Origin of the sequence: Mycobacterium parascrofulaceum ATCC BAA-614, assembly GCF_000164135.1 — a bacterium.
GTDB classification, from domain to species: domain Bacteria; phylum Actinomycetota; class Actinomycetes; order Mycobacteriales; family Mycobacteriaceae; genus Mycobacterium; species Mycobacterium parascrofulaceum.
Window position 1 is genome coordinate 634,162 of record NZ_GG770554.1, and the last position, 18,979, is coordinate 653,140.

Consider the following 18,979-nt stretch of genomic DNA (forward strand, 5'->3'; position numbering starts at 1 on the left):
TCTACTCCCGTCGTGCGCGCTGGCCTGCCAGCGCTTCGGCGATGGGGGTCTCGCCGTTGTTGAAGTCGATCGTGCGGCCGACGGTCGAGTCGTCCGCCAACGCGGCGGCCGCGACGCGCGCGACGTCCGCGCGGGATACTTCGCCCTTTCCCCGGCCCAGGGTGATCCGGCCCGTCGGCGGGTCGAGCGTGAGCCGCCCCGGTCCCAGCACCGTCCAGTCCAGCGCGCTGGCGCGCAGGTGTTCGTCCGCGGCCGCCTTCGCCTCGGCGTAGGCGAAGAACGAATCCTCCTGCGGCAAGCCGTGGTCCGGCCCCGCGCCGAAGTAGGAGACCATCACGAACCGTTTCACGCCGGCCCGCGCGGCGGCGTCGACCACCCGGATGGCGGCGTCACGGTCGACGGCGTACGTGCGCGCCGGGTTGCCGCCGCCCGCCCCCGCCGAGAAGACCACCGCGTCGTGCCCGGCCAGCAGCCCGGCCAGGGCGTCGGTGTCGAGCCGTTCGATGTCGGCGACCACCGGAGTGGCGCCGGTGGCCGCGACGTCGTCGGAGTGATCGGGGTTGCGAAACACCGAGCTCACCCCGTCGCCGCGTTCGGTCAGGATGCGGGCCAGCTGCAGCGCGACCTTGCCGTGGCCGCCGATGACGACGATTCGTGCCATGCCCCCGACGTTACCGGCGCCGAGGGCCCGGCCAGCCGGGCGCTCGACGCCCGGCGCCCGGCTGGCCGGGCGCTCGCGATCGCGCTTCGCGGCTACGCCGCGCTCGCGATCGCGCCGATCCTGATTGTGGCGACCCGCTTCGCCCGGCTACGCCGCGCCCGCGATCGCGCCGATCCTGATTGTGGCGACCCGCTTCGCCCGGCTACGCCGCGCTCGCGATCGCGCCGATCCTGATTGTGGCGACCCGCTTCGCCCGGCTACGCCGCGCTCGCGATCGCCACTAAAGCTTCACCCGCCCCATGATCAGATCGATGATCGGCTTACCGGGCGGGTACGCGCCGGTGAGCGATGCCATGGTGTGCCCGTAGTCCACCAGCAGCGTGATGCCGCTGATGCCGAAGGCGGCGGCGCTGTTGAGGAACGCCATGACGTCGCCCATCTGCTCCGGGGTGTGCACCTTCGAGCCGGTCTCGTCGCGGTAGTCCTGCGCGAAGGTCAGCCAGAGGTCGGCGTTGGCCTGGGCCAGCGGCGTGTCGGTGGGCCCGGGGCAGATCGCGTTGATCCGGATCCCCTTCTTCAGCAGCGGGTAGCCCTGGGTCGCGACGTAGGCGTTGACGACCTTCTTGGAGAAGCCGTAGTGGATGATGCCTTCGGCCTCGTGCGCCTTGACCCACTCCTGCGCCGAGGCGAAGTCCGGGGTGGCGAGGAACTCCGTCAGCAGTTCCAGGTCGTTCTCCCAGCCCATGCCCGCGACCGAGGAGATGAAGCAGATCGCCGAGCCCGGGGGGAGCTGGTTCTTCTCCAGGAGCCGGTCGATGAGATGGCGGTGGCCGATGAAGTTGATCGCCATCAGGTCGGTCGTTCCCTCGGCGATGCCGGCGGCCGAGAACACCGCGTGAATCGGGCCGTCCAGCTGCTCGAGCGCGGCGTCGATCGATGCCGGGTCGCGCAGGTCGACCTGGATGGACTTGGCGACGTCGTAGTTCACCGGCGCATAGTCCATCACGATCACTTCGGCGCCGAGCTCGGCCGCCGACTTGGCCGCGGCCGCACCCATGCCGGTGGCACCGCCGACGACAAGAGCCCGCTTGCCGTCGTAGCGCAACCGATCGACAACAGTCATGGAAATCCCCTTCTCATTCACGGCCAACGCAGTTCTAACCGCCCAACTGTATGGGTAACAGTTATTTGGTTCAATAGCTACCCGGCGCGAACCGCGACACCACGCAGAACCGTGTCCCGCGCGTGCACCAGCGCCGCGCGTTTGCCGACCTCGGCGAGGATGTTCTCGGGTATCCACTGCAACCCGATGACGCACCGGGCCAGCATCGCGGTCGACGCGGCGTCGACGCTGATCTCCCCGGACCGGATGCCCTCGGAAAGAAGCGTTTTCATCTGCCGGAGCCGGGTCGCATACAACCAGCCCGGGTTGGGAGTGTCCGGCGGCGATTGCCGCATCCAGGCGAGCTGAATCCGGAACTCGTCGGAGAATCGATCGAGCGCGTTGACATTGACCCAGCTCAGCGCGTCCAGCTTCTCGATGGGCGTGGCGTCCGAGCGCAGGACGCTGACCCAGCCGGCCTCCACCTTTCGGCCGAAAGACTCCATGATGGACGCGAGAAGCTCGTCTTTCGATCCGATCACCCGGTAGACCGTTCCGGTGCCGAGGCCGGCCGCGGACGCGATGTCCCTGATGGTGGTCGCCTCGTAGCCCTTGCGGCCGAATTCCGCGCGCGCGACCGCGTGCACGTGCGCCGCCTTGTCACCGGGGTCGGCGTCGCTGTCGTCCGACCACGTCGCGATGACGCCGGTCGCGGCGGCGAAGGCGCCGGACCGATCCAGCGCGGCATCGGTCGGCGGCCGAGTTGCCAAGCCTTGCAACATGATTCGGCAAAGCAGCGCGGCTACCTGGTCGGCGGGGGATTTGTGACGCATGACGTCCAGGCCCACCTGCAGCATGGTCTGGCAGATCCGGTCGGCCAGCGTGGGCAGGTCGATGTCGGGTTTGATGTAGCCGCTCCACCTGCCCGCGCGCAGCGTCTGCAGCATCGCCTGCTGAATCGCCACGGGCCGCTGCTGCGTCAGCTTCATCAGTTCCGGATCGGTGCTCGGTCCCTCGTAGAACGACATCTGCAGCGCGGCGCGATGTTCGACGGCGCAGTGCGCGATCGCCGAGCCCAACTCGACGATCTGCTCGGGAACCGGGCGGGGGTCGGGCTTGTCCAACTTCGCCTGCGCGGCCTGCCCGATCCGGTCCAGATCGTCCTGGTAGCGGCGGATCAACTCGATGAGGATCGCCTCTTTGGACTCGAAATGGTGATACAGGCTGCCGGGAAGGATTCCTGCCGCGTCGGCAATCTCCTGCAACGAGGTCCGCAAGCCGGACTGCGCGATCAGCGAGGCTGCGGTGGTGAGGATCTCGGTTCGGCGTGTGCCCAAATCCGCTGCGGGACCGGCGCGCAACGACTCCGCTCTCGGCATGATCAGCCGTGCGCTCTTCCGGGCGAGTGCGGACTGGCAAGCATGCGCATTCGTCCCTCTCGCCGAACCAAATGTTTGTTAGAGGCTATCAGACCCGGCGGGACGAATGCGCTGCACAACGGCGGTGCCGGCACCCATTCTAGAGCGCCGGCCCGTCCCACCGATCGCGCGCGACGACCTCGTCGACGGGTCGCCGACGGGCGGGCCGAAACCTGTGCCCGGCGCGAAGCCGCCCGACCGGGAGCAGGCAACCCTGAACGTAGGTGTCGGGGATTCCCAGCAGTCGTCGCACCTCGGCCTCGCGGTGCAGATGCAGGGTGGTGATGCAGGTTCCGTATCCGCGGGTGTGCAGCGCCAGCTGAAAGTTCCATACCGCGGGGAAGATCGAGCCGTAGAGCGTGGCCCGATGAAACGACTCGTCGCCCTCGATGCGCGGCAGGTAGGGCTGATAGCAGGGAATCAGCAACAGCGGCACCCGCGCCAGGTTCGCGACCAGCCATTCCGTCGACGACATGATCCGCCCTTCCGGCGTCTCGGCCGGCATCAGGTCGGCGATCATCCGTCCACCGACCCGCAGCAGGTAGGCCTCGCGGTACAGCTCGGCGATTTCGGCCCGCAGCTCCGGGTCGGTCACCGCCAGCCAGCGCCAGGACTGTTGATTGGAGCCGTTGGCCGCCTGCAGGCCGATGCGCAGGCATTCCCGGATGTCTGCGAAATCGATCGGCGCGTCCGGGTCGAGCGTCTTGCGCGCCGAGCGGGTGGCGGTGAGTAGGTACTCGATGTCCATCACTATGTTCCCCTCTTCGCAAGGCGCGCACCGAGTTCGGTGAGGTACCGGTCGGGGCCGCCGAGAAACGCGCTCCAGCTCAGCAGCCGCTTGAGGTAGAGGTGCGCGTCGTGCTCCCAGGTGTAACCGATCCCACCGAACACCTGGATGGCCGTGTCGCCCACGGTGGCCAGCCGCCCGGCGAACGCCTTCGTCCGCAGCGCGGCAAGGTGGCGCTCGTCCGGACCGGCGTTGTCGGCGGCCCACAGCGCGTGGATCACGCCGCTGCGGGCCAGCTCGACCGTCTCGAACATGTCGACGCACAGGTGCTGGACGGCCTGGAAGGAGCCTATCGGCTGGCCGAATTGGGTTCGGGTTTTGGCGTATTCGACGGCGCTGTCCATGACGGAGCGCGCGGCGCCGAGAGCGTCGGCGGCCGTCACGATCAGCACGTCGTCGAGCACCGCCGCGACGTCGTCCGGAGACGCCGCGGCCAGCCGCCGCGCGGGCGCCGCGTCCAGCGCGACGCGGAACCGCTTGCGGGTCTGGTCGATACCGCGTTCGGGTTCGATCGAAACGCCCGGCCCGCCGGTCCGCACCGCGAAAAGCCCGAGGCCGCCGTCATCTTCGGCGAGCGCCAACAGCACGTCCGCCGCGGCCGCGTCCGGGAGTCCGGCGATTTCGCCCCGCAATGCGACGTCGGGACCCTGGCGGCTCGCGGCGACCGAGGCGTTCTCGCCATCGGGGAACCCGACGGTGGCGATGGTGGTGCCGTCGGCGATCCCGCTCAGCAGCTCGGCCGCGGCGTCGGCGGCGCCGAGCCGCGTCAGCGCTCGGGCGGCGGCGACGGCGGTCGACAGCCACGGCCCCGGATGCAGCGCGGCGCCGAGCTCTTCGGCGACGATGCCGGCCTCGACCATCGTCATGCCGGCGCCGCCGTGGTGCTCCGGGACGAGTAGGCCGGTGGTCCCGAGATCGGCGAGGCCCCGCCACACGGCGTCGGTGGTGCCGGTCGGGTCGTCGAGCAGCGGGCGCACGTGGTCCGAGACGGGCGCCTTCCCGGCGAGGAAACGCCGGGTGGTGTCGCGCAGCGCCACCTGTTCGTCGGTGAGTTCGAGGTTCATTTGCGCGGCAACCCGAGTACCCGCTGGGCGGTGATGTTCTTGTTGATCTGGCTCGTGCCGCCGGCGATGGTGAGCGAGCGCGACGTCAGGCGATAGTTCGCCCAGGGCGCGCCGGCGCCACGGGTGCCCAGCACGTCGAAGGCCAGCGCGGCCATGTCCTGCCCGATCTCGCCCCACACCGTCTTGGCGAGGCTGGCCGATCCGAACGCGTCACCGCCGTGCAGCGTGGCGGAGATCGACCGCTGGCACAGGACTTCGAGATACTTGATCCGCAGCGCGATTTCGCCGAGGCGGCGCAGGGTCACCGGATCCTCGAGCGCTCGGGCGTCGGCCGCGGCGATGTCGTCCACCAGTTCCTCGAGCCGCACCTGCATTTCGGCGTACAGCCGGGCGGCGCCGGCCCGTTCGTGGCTGAGCGTCGTGGTGGCCACCTGCCAGCCCGCGTTCGGCGGTCCGAGCAACGCGTCCGCCGGCACGCGCACGTCGTGGAAGAACACCTCGGCGAAGTCGGTGTCGCCGTTGAGGGTCACCAGCGGGCGAACCTCGATGCCGGGCAGCGTCATGTCGACGATCAGACAGGAGATGCCCTTGTGCTTGGCTGCGTCGGGATCGGTGCGCACGTACAGCTGGCACCAGTCGGCCCGATGCCCCAGCGAGGTCCAGATCTTCTGGCCGTTGACGACGAAAGCGTCGCCGTCTTGCACCGCCCGGGTCCGCAGCGCGGCCAGGTCGGACCCCGCCTCGGGTTCCGACATGCCTTGGCACCAGATGTCCTCGGCACGCATCATGCGGGGGAGCAAGGTGAGCTTCTGGCTTTCCGTGCCGTATTGCATGATGGCCGGCGCAATGTTGTTGAGCCCAATGACGTTGAGCGGCATTGGGGCTCGAGCGCGCGTCGTTTCCTCGGTGTAGACCAGTTGCTCGAGTACGGTCGCGCCGCGGCCGCCGTACTCGCGAGGCCAGGAGACCGCCGCCCAGCCCGCGTCGGCCATCGTCGCGCTCCAGGCGCGCAGCATCTCGATCGTGGCGTCGTCACGCCCGGCGGGCTGGCGGGCGGCCACCAACTCGTCGGTCAGGTTCTGCGACAACCAGTCGCGCAATTCGGTGCGGAACTCTTCCACTTCCGCCGGGTATGAGAAGTCCACGTTCCTCTGTCTTCAGCGTCGTCATTCCGTGCACCCGCGACCAAGCCGGACTTTACGGTCGAGCAGAATTCTGGTCAACAACACCGGCGTCCATGATCAGTTCCCGCTTCCCGGTGGCTCGGGGAATGCCACCTCGCCGTTGCCGGGCATCGCGCTGACGCCGCGCCGTTCGCACACTTCCAGCACCTCGTCGACGATCGAGGCGGGCACGATGAACGCCTCGGTCGACGAGATCTCCTCGAGATGGTCGCGGATGTCCTCGGCGGTCGGCTGACTGTCGGCGGCAGCCAGCCAGCCCCGGCTCAGTCCGACGAACACCCGCGCATAGCGGCCTGCGGCTGCCGAATAGTTGCGGTGGCTGAACGTGCACGCGCTGCTTGCCAGAAACGTCACCAGCGGCACCACGAGTTTGGGCCGGATGGCCTGCATGAAGCCGGATTCGGCGAGAAACTTCTCGTCGCCGACGGTTTCGGCGACCATTCGCGAGAATCCGGTCGGCATAACCGAATTCGCGAGGATGCCGTGCGCCTCGCCTTCGATGGCGACCACGTTGGTCAGCCCGACCAGGCCGGCCTTCGCCGCGGCGTAGTGCGCCTCCATCGGCTGACCGAAGATTCCGGCGGAGGACGAGATGAACACGAACCGCCCGCCCCCGTTGGCCTTCATCACGCGGTAGGCGGGCTGGGAGAGGTGGAATCCACCGTCGAGGTGCACGCGCAGCATTCGCGTCCAATCGTCGAGCGAGAGGTCTTCGAAGGGCGCACTGCCGAAGATGCCGGCGTTGCTGACCACCGCGTCGAGACGCCCGAACGCGCCCACGGCCGCGTCGATGATGGCTTGACCGCCCGCGGCGCTGTCAACCGAATCGTAGGAGGCGATGGCGGTTCCGCCGTCCTTGGTGATCTCGTCGACCACGGCGTCGGCGACGCCGGAGTCCATCGGCGCGTCTGGGCGGCCGCGCATTCCGCACCCGACGTCGTTGACCACCACCGCGGCGCCCCGGCGCGCCAGGTCCAGCGCGTACAGCCGGCCGAGTCCGCGGCCGGCGCCGGTGACCACGGCCACCTGGCCGGCGAAGTCGATCACCCTGTGCCCCTTGCCCCGATTGACTGCGGTGGCAACGGACTTTACGGTGGAACAGATATTTGGTCAACAAAGTCCACACGGTTCGGAGATTGAGCGTGTCCACCGAGGTTCGTGCCGACCGGTTGCCGGGCCTCGGCATGTTCGCCTCAGCGCTTGCGGGCCGGGCGGTGGCGGTGTCCGAGCTGCGGCCGGGCGAGCCGCCGTGGACGGACGGCCGCACGATTCACATCGACGCCGGCGCGACCGACCGCGGGCGGCTCGAAGCGGTCGCCGTGCAGGCGTCGATGATCGCGGCCGGCAGCCTGGACCCCGACGTCATGCGCGCGCTGGCGCGTCACCCGCGCCTGGCCCGGCGCTACCTGGCGGTGGAGGGACATCGCGCCCTCGTCGCCAATGGACACCTGCTGCCGGGCGTTCTCGCGACGCTGGGCCACCGCGCCGTCGCGGGCCGCAGCGTTTCGCCCGCCGCCTCGCTGCGGATCGCCAAGGGCCGCACGGTGATCGACGATCCGGCGCCCGAGTTCGGGGTCATCCGGGCGGGGAAGGTATTGACCGCGTACACCCGGACGGCCGCGCAGTCAGACGGCGAATCGCCGGGACATGTCCCGGGCGGCCGCGGCACCACGGACCTGGAGCAGCTCGACGACGACGACATCGACGACTCCGACAATCCCGATCTGTTCACCAGCCCGGTGGGCGGCGGCGGTTTCATCGGCAAGTGGCTCAAGAGAATGCTCTCCTCGGCGCGCAAGACCGGGAGCGGCGGCGGGCCGCCCGGTGCCGACGCGCCGACGCACCGGACCAACTCCGCCAAGCGCGGCCTGCAAGCGGTGACCTCCTTGGCCGCCACGTCGAGCGAGGACGGCGACGCGCCGCTCACCGCCGGCGACGGTGCCACCTATCCGGAATGGGACGCCACGCGCAGGAGGTACCGGCCCGCGTGGTGCACCGTGCGCGAAGTCGACCCGGAGATCAAACCCTCGGCGACGCACGCGATCGAAGCCGCCATCGGGGTTCGGCGCCCGCTGTCCCGGCTCGGGATGGGCCTGCACCGCCGCCACCGGCAGGCACAGGGCGACGACATCGACATCGACGCGGCGGTCGAGGCCCGCGTCGAGGCGCTGGCGGGGTCGGTGCCCGACGAGGCGGTGTATCTCGACAGCCTGCGGCGCCGGCGGGATCTGTCCGTGTTGCTCCTACTCGACGTGTCCGGGTCGGCGGCGGAGCCCGGCACGGTGGGCCGGACGGTGCACGAGCAACAACGCGTGGCGGTTGCCAACCTCACGGTCGCGCTGCACGACCTGGGGGATCGGGTCGCGCTCTACGCCTATTACTCGCAGGGCCGGCGCGCGGTGAGCATGGTGCCGGTCAAGCGATTCGACGACCACCTCGATACGCGGGTCATGAGGCGGCTCAACAGCCTCGAACCGGGCGCGTATTCGCGCCTGGGCGCGGCCATCCGGCACGGGTCGGCGGTGCTGGAGGCGCGCGGCGGCACGTCGCGGCGGCTGCTGGTGGTCATCTCCGACGGCCTCGCCTACGACCACGGCTACGAGCGGACCTACGGCGCCGCGGACGCGCGCCGCGCCTTGGCCGAGGCCCGCCGCCGCGGCACCGGCTGTGTCTGCCTGACCGTCGGGGCGGGGACCGACGTGCTGTCGCTGCGCCGGGTCTTCGGCAGCGCGGCGCACGCAACCGTCGCGCGACCGGACCAGCTGGCGGCGGTGATCGGACCGCTGTTCCGGTCGGCGCTGCGCTCGGCCGAGGTCCGGCGCAGGGTGTCATGACGCGTCACAGAATTCTCGCATCGGCGCTAAACCCGCTCGTCAGACGCCTTGAAACAAACATCTGTTCCGCGATAGGCTCCGTTCACCGTGGGTAGCAGAGGGGAAGCAATGGCCAACGAGTCCGGGCTGGTGCACCGGAACGGCGCGATGCCCGAGGTCGACGGGTCGCGCCCCTACTACAAGGCGATCGGTGGCGAGGAGGCGGTTTTCAAGGCGGCCTACCGCCAGGGCCTGGCCCTCGTGCTGAAGGGGCCGACGGGTTGCGGCAAAACGCGATTCGTCGAGGCGATGGCTCACGACCTGGGCCGGCCGCTGATCACCGTCGCCTGCCACGACGACCTCACTACCGCGGACCTCGTCGGCCGGTACCTGCTGCAGGGCGACGAAACCGTGTGGGTGGACGGCCCGCTGACGCGGGCGGTGCGCGAGGGGGCGATCTGCTACCTCGACGAGGTGGTGGAAGCACGGCAGGACACCACCGTGGTGCTGCATCCGCTGGCGGATCACCGGCGGCAGCTGCCGATCGAGCGCCTCGGTGTCACGCTGGACGCGGCACCCGGATTCGGCCTGGTGGTGTCCTACAACCCCGGCTACCAGAGCGTGCTGAAAGACCTCAAGGATTCCACCCGGCAGCGGATGATCGCCATCGAATTCGATTTTTCCGCAGCCGATGTCGAAGAGGGGATCGTCGCACACGAGGCCGGCGTGGACGGTGCGATCGCCGCGGAGCTGGTGCGTTTCGGGCAGGCGATCCGCCGGCTGGAGACCGGAGGCTTGCGCGAGGTCGCGTCGACCCGGGTGCTGATCGCGGCCGGCAGGCTGGTCGCCGAGGGGCTGCCGATGCGCGAGGCGGCACGGGCCGCGATCGCCGGGCCGCTGACCGACGACGTGGCGGTGGGCAGGGCCCTGGCCGAGATGATCGACGTCTACCTGGGCGGGTCGGACGAATGATTGACGCTGCATACGGCCACCGCTAGGGTCTGAACAAAAATTAGGTTCGGCGTGAATCGGCGCGCGTGAAGTCCTGGGAGGTCCGATGTCCTACGAAAGCACCGCTGAGCCGATCAAGGTCGGCTACCTGATGGACTTCACGCTGCCGCCGGGATTCCCCGAGGAGTTGATGGCGAGCTTCACGCGCTGCTTCGACCTCATCTTCGAAGAGGCCCTGGAACAGGGCCGGATCGACCGCCCCGTGCAAATGATCTACCGCGAGGTGGAGGGCCTGCCGAAGGGTTCGGTGAAGGCCGTGATCGACGCGTTCGGCGAGCTCGTCGACGAAGGCTGCCTGCTGGTGTTCGGTCCGCACATCACCGACAACTGCGTGCCGACCCGCGAGGCGATCGAGGAGCGGTTCAAGGTGCCGGCGATCAGCGTCACCGGCACCGACGACTGGCTGGGCGAATGGACGTTCGCGTTCCCGCAGGGCTCGATGACCGACGAGCCGATCTTCATCGCCGACCTCGTCGCCAAACGCGGGCTCTCCGAGATCGGGGTCCTCGTGGAGCAGAACCTGATCGGCGAGAGCTACCTGAAGAACCTGCGAAGCGCGTGCCGCCGCAAGGGCATTCGCATCGTCGCGGAGGCGGCGATCGCCCAGACCGCGCAGGACATCAACGACGCCGTCCGCACGCTGCACGAGGCCAAGGCCGAGGCGATCGTGCATTTGGGCTTCGGCTTCGGCATCGTCTTCATCAACCCCGCGCTTGCGGCCGTGGATTGGGATCCGCCGCGGTTCACCACCACCGCATTCCAGAACGCCTGGGTGAACCCGATCATGTGGGACGCGTTCATGGGCTGGGTCGGGGTCGACCAGTACGACGAGGAGAACCGGCTCGGCCAGGACTTTCTCGACCGTTACGCGGAGAAGTACGACGGCAGCCGGCCCGAGTATTGCGTCTCGGTGGTCAACCGCGACGTCGCCGCCACACTCGTGCGCGCGTTCGCCGATGCCCACCCGCTGAGCCCGCGCGGGGTCAAAGAGGCGCTGGAGCGGGTGAAGATGATGCCCGCCGCGTCGGGCGCCCCCGGCACCCGCGTCTCCTTCGGGAAATGGACCCGGCGGGCGTGGATGGGCGCGGGGTATCTGGTGGCCCGCACCCTGGACGCCGACGGCACCAACTCGCATCTGGTCGATCGCTTCGGAGAGTGAGGCTGTCAAGGCATGAGCACTGACCAATCCATACCGCCTGTCGCGCAGGGCAAACCGGCGCCCCCGCGGCATATCGAGAAGCGCGGCCGGGGCGGCTGGATCGCCGGGGCCGCCCTCGCCGCGTTCGCCCTGTTCTTCATCGCGAACTGCCGCGTCGCGCTGGACCCCCGCGTCGCCAACCCGAACGTGCAAGGACGGCCCCGCCCGGTCAGGTTCATCTTCGGCCTCGACTACATCACCTTCCTGCACATCTCCACCGTCGTCATGTTGCTCGTCCTGCTGGTGGTGTTCATCAGGGGCTGGCGCCGCAACCCGGGCAGCCCGGTGATGCTGATGTTCCTGTGCACCACGCTGATCGTGTGGCAGGACCCGATCATGAACTGGGCCCCGTTCGCGGTGTACAACCCGGATCTCATTCACTGGCCGGAATCCTGGCCGCTGGTCTCGCTGTCGCCGACCGTCGAGCCGTTCGTCGTATTCGGTTACGTCACTTTCTATCTCGGACCCTATTTCCCGGCAATCTGGATCCTGCGCAAACTGCAGGCGAAATACGGGCCGACGGCGTTCGTGTCGCGGCACCCGCTGGTCAGCCTGGGTCTGCTGACGTGTGCGATCGGCTTCGTCTTCGATGCCTGGCTGGAGATCCAGCTCGTGCACATGGGCATGTACATCTACTCCCAGGTCATCCCGTGGGGCTCGGTGTTCACCGGCACGACCTTCCAATTCCCGCTGATCTGGGAGTCATTCTCGGTGACCTTTGTGATGGTTCCGGCGGCCATCCTCTGCTACCGCGACGACACCGGAAAATCGGTGGCCGAGAAGCTCGCCGCGAAGGCCAGGATCTTCCCGGCCCGCCCGGTGCTCGGCACCTTCCTGGTGATGTTCGCCATCATCAACGTGTCGTATTTCGCTTACGGAGCATGGTTCTGGGTCATCAAGGTCAGCCATGCGGCGACCTCCGTCGCCTGCCCGTGGCCATACCCGGAGGCGAAAGTGTACGACCCGCAGGGCTATTACGAGAAGGCCGGTGCGCAGGGCCCGTACTCGGTCGGCATCTGGTCGACCTGGGCCAGCGGGGAGCCCCACGGGCGTCCGCACGTCGACCCGCCACCGCCGGGTGTCGGCGCCTGCGCAACCCCGAGCGCCCATGGCTGAGCCGCGCACCGTCGTCATCACCGGCGCGTCCCGCGGTCTGGGGTTCGCCTCCGCCGTGCGGCTCCACCGCGAAGGCTGGCGCGTGGTCGCGGCCATGCGCACGCCCGACCTCGGCCTCCCGCTGCTGCGGGTGGCCATCGGGGCCGACGAGGGCGACGATCGGCTGATCGGCGTGCAACTCGACCTGCTGGACCCCGCGTCGATCTCGGCGGCGGCCAAGGCCATCGAGGAGGCCGTCGGCGCCCCCTATGCGCTGGTGCACAACGCCGGGATCTCGGCCGCCGGAATGGTAGAAGAGGCCGATATGACGCTGTGGCAGAACATGTTCGCCACCAGTGTCCTGGGTCCCGTCGCGCTCACCCAGGCTCTGCTGCCGTCGATGCGGGCGGCGGGCGAGGGTCGCATCATCCTGGTATCGAGCGCGGCCGGGGTGCGCGGCCAGCCGGGCACCGCGCCGTACTCGGCGGCCAAGGGGGCGCTGGAGCGCTGGGGTGAGTCGATGGGGTGCGAGATCGCGCCCTTCGGTCTCGGTGTCACCGTCCTGGTGGCCGGCATGTACGACACCGCGATCATCACCGACGCGGGGACAATCGACGATCGCGACTTCGGCGGCCCGTACGCCCGGCTGCACCACACCATGAACACCCGGGGCAGGGCCGCGATGAAACTCGCCAGGCCGCCCGAGAAGTTCACCGACGGCCTGCTCAAGGCGCTGGACGACCGGGTGCCCTTCCGCCGCCGCGGCGTGGGTGCGGACGCCTCGATGCTGTTGGCGGCCAACAGGATCCTGCCGTCTTCCGGCATGCACCACGTGTCGCGGGTCGTGCTCGGCATACCCAGACAGGGCTCGATGCGGGACGGGGCATGGCCGCTGACGGTGGGCCAGCGGGCGATGGTGTTCGCGGCGCGCGTGCTACCGCAGCCGGTGTTGCAACGCTTGGCCGCGCTGGCGGCGAAACGCAAGGGAAGTCAAGGGGACTGAGGGGAAGTATGGAACAGCTATTCGACGACCTGGAGGACTTCGGCGCCTTCGACGACGCCGTCTCCGGTGACGTGCGCGACCCGTACACCGAATTGGCGCGGCTGCGCCGCGAGGAGCCCATCCAGCGCCTGGATGTGTCGGGCATGCCGCACGAGGAGTCCAAGCCGGTCTTCATCGTCTACCGGCACGAGGAAGCCCAGCAGATGCTGCGCGACAACGAGACCTTCTCGTCGGCGGCCGTCATCGCCGCGTTCGGGCCGGTGCTGGGGGAGCGCGTCATGCTGGGCATGGACGAACCGGTGCACGGGCGGCTGCGCTCGCTGGTGTCGAAGGCGTTCTCGCAGAAGGCGCTGGCGCGCTGGGAGGACGAGCTCGTCGGGCGGGTGGGCAACAGCCTGATCGACAAGTTCGCGGCGAACGGAAAGGCCGACCTGGTCAAGGAATTCACCTTCGACTACCCGAGCCGGATCATCGCGGGCCTGCTGGGCCTGCCGGAGGAGGACTATCCCCAGTTCCAGCGGTGGTCGATCTCGTTGCTCAGCTGGATCCTGAATCCGGAACGCGGACTTGCCGCCTCGTCCGCGCTCTGCGACTACTTCGCACCCATCCTGGCCGCCCGCCGCGCCAAGCCGAAGGATGACCTGATCAGTGCGCTGGCCGAGGCGGAGATCGACGGGCAGAAGCTCGAGGACGAGGAGATCTACTCGTTCCTGCGGCTGCTGCTGCCCGCCGGGGTGGAGACGACGTACCGGTCCCTGGGCAGCCTGTTGCTCGCGCTGCTGTCGGACCCCGCGCAGCTGGATGCCATCCGCGCGGACCGGTCGCTGCTGCCGCAGGCCATCGAGGAGGGTGTGCGCTGGGAACCGCCCCTGCTGACGATCACCCGGGTGGCCACCCGCGACACCGAACTCGGCGGGGTGCCGATACCCGAGGGCTCCACGGTGATGCCGATGCTGGGATCGGCCAACCGGCAGGAGGACCGTCACCCCGATCCGGACAGGTTCGACATCTTCCGGCAAGCACGGGCGCACCTGGGCTGGGGGCACGGCGTGCACGTCTGTCTCGGGATGCACCTGGCGCGGCTGGAAATGCGCACCGCCATCAACCTTTTGCTCGACCGGCTGCCCAACCTGCGCCTGGACCCCGACGCGGACGACCCGCACATCCGCGGGCAGATCTTCCGTTCGCCGACGTCGGTGCCGGTGCTGTTCGACCCCCGATGACCGGCCCGGCGGAGGTTGCGGCTTGCCAATCGGCTAGTTTCCGGTAAGGCTCTCTGTAGCCCCTCAACGACTCAGAAGAGAGTGACAAACATGACCGAGGCTGTAAAGGTGCGGTTCGAGCCGAAGATGATGATCGACGGCAAGCTCGTCGACGGGCAGGCCGGCACCTTCACCAACATCAACCCGGCGACCGAGGAGCCGCTCGGGGAGGTCGCCGACGCGTCCAAGGAGGACATGCACCGGGCGATCGACGCCGCCCGACGCGCCTTCGACGAGACCGACTGGTCGACCAACCGCGAGCTGCGCAAGCGGTGCCTCTTGCAGCTGCACGAGGCGATCGAGTCGGAAAAGGAAGAGCTGCGCGAGGAACTCATCCTCGAGGTCGGTTCGCCGCGGGCCATCACCTTCGGCCCCCAGCTGGACGCCCCGCTGGAAGACGGGCTGCGCTATCCCGCCCGGCTGATCGACGAGTACGCCTGGGAAACCGACCTGGGCGACAAGGTGATCAGCCTGACCGGCACGCTGACCACCCGCAAGGTGTGGCGCGAGCCGGTGGGTGTCGTCGGCGCGATCGTGCCGTGGAACTTCCCCTTCGAGGTCACCATCAACAAGCTCGGCCAGGCGCTGGGCACCGGCAACACGGTGGTCCTCAAGCCGGCGCCGAACACGCCGTTCAACGCGACCCGCCTGGGCCGGCTGATCGCGGAGAAGACCGACATTCCCCCGGGCGTCGTGAACGTCGTGACCGCGTCGGATCACTTTGTGGGCGAGGAGCTTACGCTTTCGCCCAAGGTCGACCTGATCTCGTTCACCGGCTCGACCGTGGTCGGGCAGCGGATCATGGAAAAGGGCGCCGCGACCATGAAGCGGCTGTTCCTGGAGCTGGGCGGCAAGTCCGCCACCATCGTCCTGGAGGACGCCGACTTCGGGATGGCCTGTGCGATCGGCATCGCGCCGTGCATGCACGCCGGTCAGGGCTGTGCCAACCCCACCCGGATGTTGTTGCCGCGGTCGCGCTACGACGAGGGCGTGGAGATCCTCAAGAGCATCTACGAGAACGTCACGTGCGCTGACCCGCAGGACCCGGGAACGCTGTGCGGGCCGGTGATCTCGGAGGTGCAGCGCAACCGCGTGATGGGCTACATCCGCAAGGGTGTCGAGGAGGGGGCGACCGCGCTCGTCGGCGGGCCCGACGCGCCGACCGGGTTCGACAAGGGCTTCTATGTCAGGCCAACGCTTTTCACCGATGTCGACAACTCGATGACGATCGCCCAGGAGGAGATCTTCGGGCCCGTCCTGTGCGTCATCCCGTTCGACGACGAGGAGGACGCGATCCGGATCGCCAACGACAGCAAGTACGGGCTGGCCGGCAACGTGATGTCGGGCTCGCTGGAGCGCTCGCTGGCGGTGGCCCGCCGGATCCGGGCCGGCTTCATGGGTGTCAACGGCGGCGCGCCCTACGGCGCCGACACCCCGTTCGGCGGCTACAAATACAGCGGCGTGGGACGCCAGAACGGCATCGCCGGGTTCGACCAGTACACCGAGATCAAATCGGTGGCCTACCCCGCCGGATGAGGTGAGCAACGGTGCGCTTCGTACGGTGCCGTGGAGTACACGGCCCGCGGGTGGGAAGGGCCCAACGTCCCGGAAGAGGCGACTTCCGTCCCTATTGCACGCCTTCGGTCGAATCGTCCAATGCTCGCATGGACACTTCACCTCGCGGTTTCGCGCCCTCGACGGCCCGCCCGCGCCGACAGCCGGTTTCCTGGCGGGCGGCATGGAGCGCTTTCGGCGTGCTCACTCTACTCGGCGGTTTGAGTCTCGCCGCGCACGTCGGCGCTGCGCCCGCGGGCGCAGCGCCGTTCAACCCCGAAGAGCAACAAATCGTTGACGAGTTGCCGTTCGGGTTCGCGGGCAATGCCTGCAAACCGGTCGGCGACGCGCCCCCCGGGTCGGTGGCCAGTCTGGACTGCGACCAAAACGCCGGGCTGATCGCGCCGATGGCCGGACGCTTCACGCGATTTGCCGACCTGGACTCGATGAACCGTGCTTTCCAGAATGACCTGGCCAGCCGCGGGTCTGACTACTCGCCAGTGCCGTGCCCGGGTGTGGAGGGCTCGCCGGGGCAGTGGCACTACACGGCGAACCCCGGCGAGGCCGCCGGCCAGATTTTCTGCGGCACCTTCGCGGGCGCCCCCGATATCGAGTGGACACGTGATCGGGAACTGTTGCTCCTCAACGTCCACGGTGGTCAGGACCTGGACAGCTTGTTCCGGTGGTGGGACGGATACGCGAACGCCCGCCCCGTGCCCTACACCCGATGAGTCGCCGCTGACCCTCCTGCATCGGTCCCATGTCGGCTGGCATGCGTTCGCCCGTTCCCACAAGTGCGACCCCGGCCGGTGACCGTCCAACGCGTTGGTTGACAATCGACGGAAGACCGTCGTCTGAATTCCACGCGTCAAAGGAGACATCACCATGGCTGAAGCCGTCATCGTCGAGGCAGTGCGCTCACCGCTCGGTAAGCGCAACGGCGGACTGTCCGGGGTGCACCCGGCCGACCTGTCCGCGCAGGTCCTGAACGGGCTGGTCGACAAGGCCGGTATCGACCCGGGAATCGTCGACGACGTGATCTGGGGCTGCGTGATGCAGGCCGGTGAGCAGGCCCTCGACATCGGCCGCACCGCCCTGCTGGCCGCCGGCTGGCCGGAAACCGTCCCGGGCGTGACCGTCGACCGCCAGTGCGGATCGAGCCAGCAGTCCATCCACTTCGCCGCGGCGGGCGTGGTCGCCGGGCACTACGACGTCGTCGTCGCCGGCGGTGTCGAGTCGATGTCGCGGACGCCGATGGGCTCGTCGCTGGCCAACGGCGGCAACCCGTACCCCCAGGCTTTCAAGGACCGGTACCACCGGACGCCGAACCAGGGCATCGGTGCGGAAATGATCGCCGAGCAGTGGGGCTTCGACCGCACCGCGCTCGACGAGTTCTCGCTGGCATCACACGAAAAGGCTGCGGCAGCACAGGATTCGGGCGCGTTCGACGACCAGATCGTGGGCATCAAGGATCAGGACGGCAATGTCGTGCTCAAGGACGAGGGCGTCCGCCGCGGCACCACAATGGAGAAGATGGCGTCGCTGAAGCCGGCGTTCAAGGAAGACGGCGTCATCCACGCCGGCAACTCCTCGCAAATCACCGACGGTTCGGCCGCACTCCTGTTCATGTCCGCCGAGAAGGCCAGGGAACTCGGCCTCAAGCCGATCGCGAAGGTGCACACCGCGGTACTGGCCGGCGCCGACCCGGTGATCATGCTGACCGCGCCCATCCCGGCGACCCAGAAGGCGCTGAAGCGCTCCGGGCTGTCGATCGACGACATCGGGGCCTACGAGGTCAACGAGGCGTTCGCCCCGGTCCCGCTCGCATGGTTGAAGGACATCGGCGCCGACGAGAAGAAGCTCAATCCCAACGGCGGCGCCATCGCGCTCGGGCACCCGCTGGGCGGCTCGGGCGCGCGGATCATGACGACGCTGCTCTACCACATGCGGGACAAGGGAATTCGCTACGGCCTGCAGACGATGTGTGAGGGTGGCGGCCAGGCCAACGCCACCATCGTGGAATTGTTGTGACGGACGTTGACACCGCGGCGCCCGGCGCGCTGACCGAGCGCCGCGGCAACGTCATGGTGATCACCATCAACCGGCCGGAAGCCCGCAACGCGATCAACGGTGCCGTCAGCATTGGCGTCGGCGACGCACTGGAAGAGGCCCAACAGGATCGCGAGGTCCGGGCCGTGGTGATCACCGGCGCCGGCGACAAGTCGTTCTGCGCCGGCGCCGACCTCAAGGCGATCTCGCGCCGGGAGAACATCTACCACCCCGACCGTCCCGAGTGGGGTTTCGCCGGCTATGTGCACCACTTCATCGACAAGCCGACCATCGCGGCGGTCAACGGCACCGCGCTGGGCGGGGGCACCGAGCTGGCCCTGGCCAGCGACCTGGTGGTCGCCGACGAGCGGGCGAAGTTCGGCCTGCCGGAGGTCAAGCGCGGGCTCATCGCCGCGGCGGGCGGTGTCTTCCGGATCGTGCAGCAGCTGCCGCGCAAGGTGGCGATGGAGCTGCTGTTGACCGGTGAGCCGATCACCGCCGCCGATGCCCTCGAATGGGGCCTGATCAATCGGGTGGTCAGTGAGGGCACGGTGCTGGAAGCCGCGCTGGAGCTGGCCGCGCGGGTGACGGTCAACGCGCCGCTGTCGGTGCAGGCCAGCAAGCGCATCGCCTACGGCGTCGACGACGGCGTCATCACCGACGAAGAGGCGGGCTGGGCGCGGACCGTGAAGGAGATGCGCGACCTGATCAGGTCGGAGGACGCCAAGGAGGGGCCGCTGGCGTTCGCCGAGAAGCGGGAGCCGGTCTGGAAGGCCCG

At 68.7% G+C, this 18,979-nt stretch carries 17 protein-coding genes; 10 read left to right on the plus strand and 7 right to left on the minus strand.

Annotated features, from left to right (window positions below; genetic code table 11):
- Window position 1: 1 nt before the first annotated feature.
- The 7 genes from HMPREF0591_RS13090 to HMPREF0591_RS13125 form a co-directional block, all read right to left on the minus strand.
- Window positions 2–661 (minus strand): SDR family oxidoreductase, encoded by a 660-nt coding sequence (locus tag HMPREF0591_RS13090; RefSeq protein WP_007169043.1) that lies wholly within the window; start codon window positions 659–661, stop codon window positions 2–4.
- A gap of 280 nt (window positions 662–941) precedes the next feature.
- Window positions 942–1,784, minus strand: a complete 843-nt coding sequence (locus HMPREF0591_RS13100; RefSeq protein ID WP_007169044.1) for an SDR family oxidoreductase — start codon at window positions 1,782–1,784, stop codon at window positions 942–944.
- Window positions 1,785–1,861: 77 nt separating this feature from the next.
- Complete coding sequence (locus HMPREF0591_RS13105; protein ID WP_007169045.1) at window positions 1,862–3,142, minus strand: TetR/AcrR family transcriptional regulator; 1,281 nt, start codon at window positions 3,140–3,142, stop codon at window positions 1,862–1,864.
- A gap of 139 nt (window positions 3,143–3,281) precedes the next feature.
- Window positions 3,282–3,929 (minus strand): nitroreductase family protein, encoded by a 648-nt coding sequence (locus HMPREF0591_RS13110; RefSeq protein ID WP_040622470.1) that lies wholly within the window; start codon window positions 3,927–3,929, stop codon window positions 3,282–3,284.
- A 2-nt stretch (window positions 3,930–3,931) separates the two neighbouring features.
- On the minus strand, window positions 3,932–5,032 hold the full coding sequence (locus tag HMPREF0591_RS13115; protein WP_007169047.1) for an acyl-CoA dehydrogenase family protein: 1,101 nt from the start codon (window positions 5,030–5,032) through the stop codon (window positions 3,932–3,934).
- Window positions 5,029–6,177 carry an acyl-CoA dehydrogenase family protein gene (locus HMPREF0591_RS13120; protein WP_007169048.1) on the minus strand — a complete coding sequence of 383 codons (1,149 nt, stop codon included), beginning with the start codon at window positions 6,175–6,177 and terminating at the stop codon, window positions 5,029–5,031. The genes HMPREF0591_RS13115 and HMPREF0591_RS13120 overlap by 4 nt, the downstream gene beginning before the upstream one ends.
- Window positions 6,178–6,273: 96 nt before the next feature.
- Complete coding sequence (locus tag HMPREF0591_RS13125) at window positions 6,274–7,263, minus strand: SDR family NAD(P)-dependent oxidoreductase (RefSeq protein WP_007169049.1); 990 nt, start codon at window positions 7,261–7,263, stop codon at window positions 6,274–6,276.
- A gap of 137 nt (window positions 7,264–7,400) precedes the next feature.
- On the opposite strand from HMPREF0591_RS13125, the gene HMPREF0591_RS13130 reads away from it, so the two are divergent.
- The 10 genes from HMPREF0591_RS13130 to HMPREF0591_RS13175 all read left to right on the plus strand — a co-directional run.
- The gene (locus HMPREF0591_RS13130) at window positions 7,401–9,050 is read left to right on the plus strand and encodes a nitric oxide reductase activation protein NorD (protein WP_083212201.1); all 1,650 of its coding nucleotides are present in this window, start codon (window positions 7,401–7,403) and stop codon (window positions 9,048–9,050) included.
- A 108-nt stretch (window positions 9,051–9,158) separates the two neighbouring features.
- Window positions 9,159–10,001 (plus strand): CbbQ/NirQ/NorQ/GpvN family protein, encoded by an 843-nt coding sequence (locus tag HMPREF0591_RS13135; protein WP_007169051.1) that lies wholly within the window; start codon window positions 9,159–9,161, stop codon window positions 9,999–10,001.
- A gap of 85 nt (window positions 10,002–10,086) precedes the next feature.
- Window positions 10,087–11,199, plus strand: a complete 1,113-nt coding sequence (locus tag HMPREF0591_RS13140) for an ABC transporter substrate-binding protein (protein ID WP_007169052.1) — start codon at window positions 10,087–10,089, stop codon at window positions 11,197–11,199.
- Between the two features lie 12 nt (window positions 11,200–11,211).
- Window positions 11,212–12,354, plus strand: a complete 1,143-nt coding sequence (locus HMPREF0591_RS13145; RefSeq protein WP_007169053.1) for a spirocyclase AveC family protein — start codon at window positions 11,212–11,214, stop codon at window positions 12,352–12,354.
- Window positions 12,347–13,336 (plus strand): SDR family NAD(P)-dependent oxidoreductase, encoded by a 990-nt coding sequence (locus HMPREF0591_RS13150; RefSeq protein WP_007169054.1) that lies wholly within the window; start codon window positions 12,347–12,349, stop codon window positions 13,334–13,336. Before HMPREF0591_RS13145 ends, HMPREF0591_RS13150 begins: the two co-directional genes overlap by 8 nt.
- An 8-nt stretch (window positions 13,337–13,344) precedes the next feature.
- On the plus strand, window positions 13,345–14,559 hold the full coding sequence (locus HMPREF0591_RS13155) for a cytochrome P450 (RefSeq protein ID WP_007169055.1): 1,215 nt from the start codon (window positions 13,345–13,347) through the stop codon (window positions 14,557–14,559).
- A gap of 90 nt (window positions 14,560–14,649) precedes the next feature.
- A complete protein-coding gene (locus HMPREF0591_RS13160; RefSeq protein WP_007169056.1) occupies window positions 14,650–16,134 on the plus strand; it encodes an aldehyde dehydrogenase family protein in 1,485 nt (494 codons plus the stop codon).
- Window positions 16,135–16,373: 239 nt separating this feature from the next.
- A complete protein-coding gene (locus HMPREF0591_RS13165; RefSeq protein WP_040622473.1) occupies window positions 16,374–16,883 on the plus strand; it encodes a hypothetical protein in 510 nt (169 codons plus the stop codon).
- 154 nt (window positions 16,884–17,037) lie between these two features.
- Window positions 17,038–18,183 carry a thiolase family protein gene (locus tag HMPREF0591_RS13170; protein WP_007169058.1) on the plus strand — a complete coding sequence of 382 codons (1,146 nt, stop codon included), beginning with the start codon at window positions 17,038–17,040 and terminating at the stop codon, window positions 18,181–18,183.
- On the plus strand, window positions 18,180–18,979 hold an 800-nt coding region (locus HMPREF0591_RS13175), incomplete at its 3' end, for a crotonase/enoyl-CoA hydratase family protein (RefSeq protein ID WP_007169059.1). The genes HMPREF0591_RS13170 and HMPREF0591_RS13175, both read left to right, overlap by 4 nt.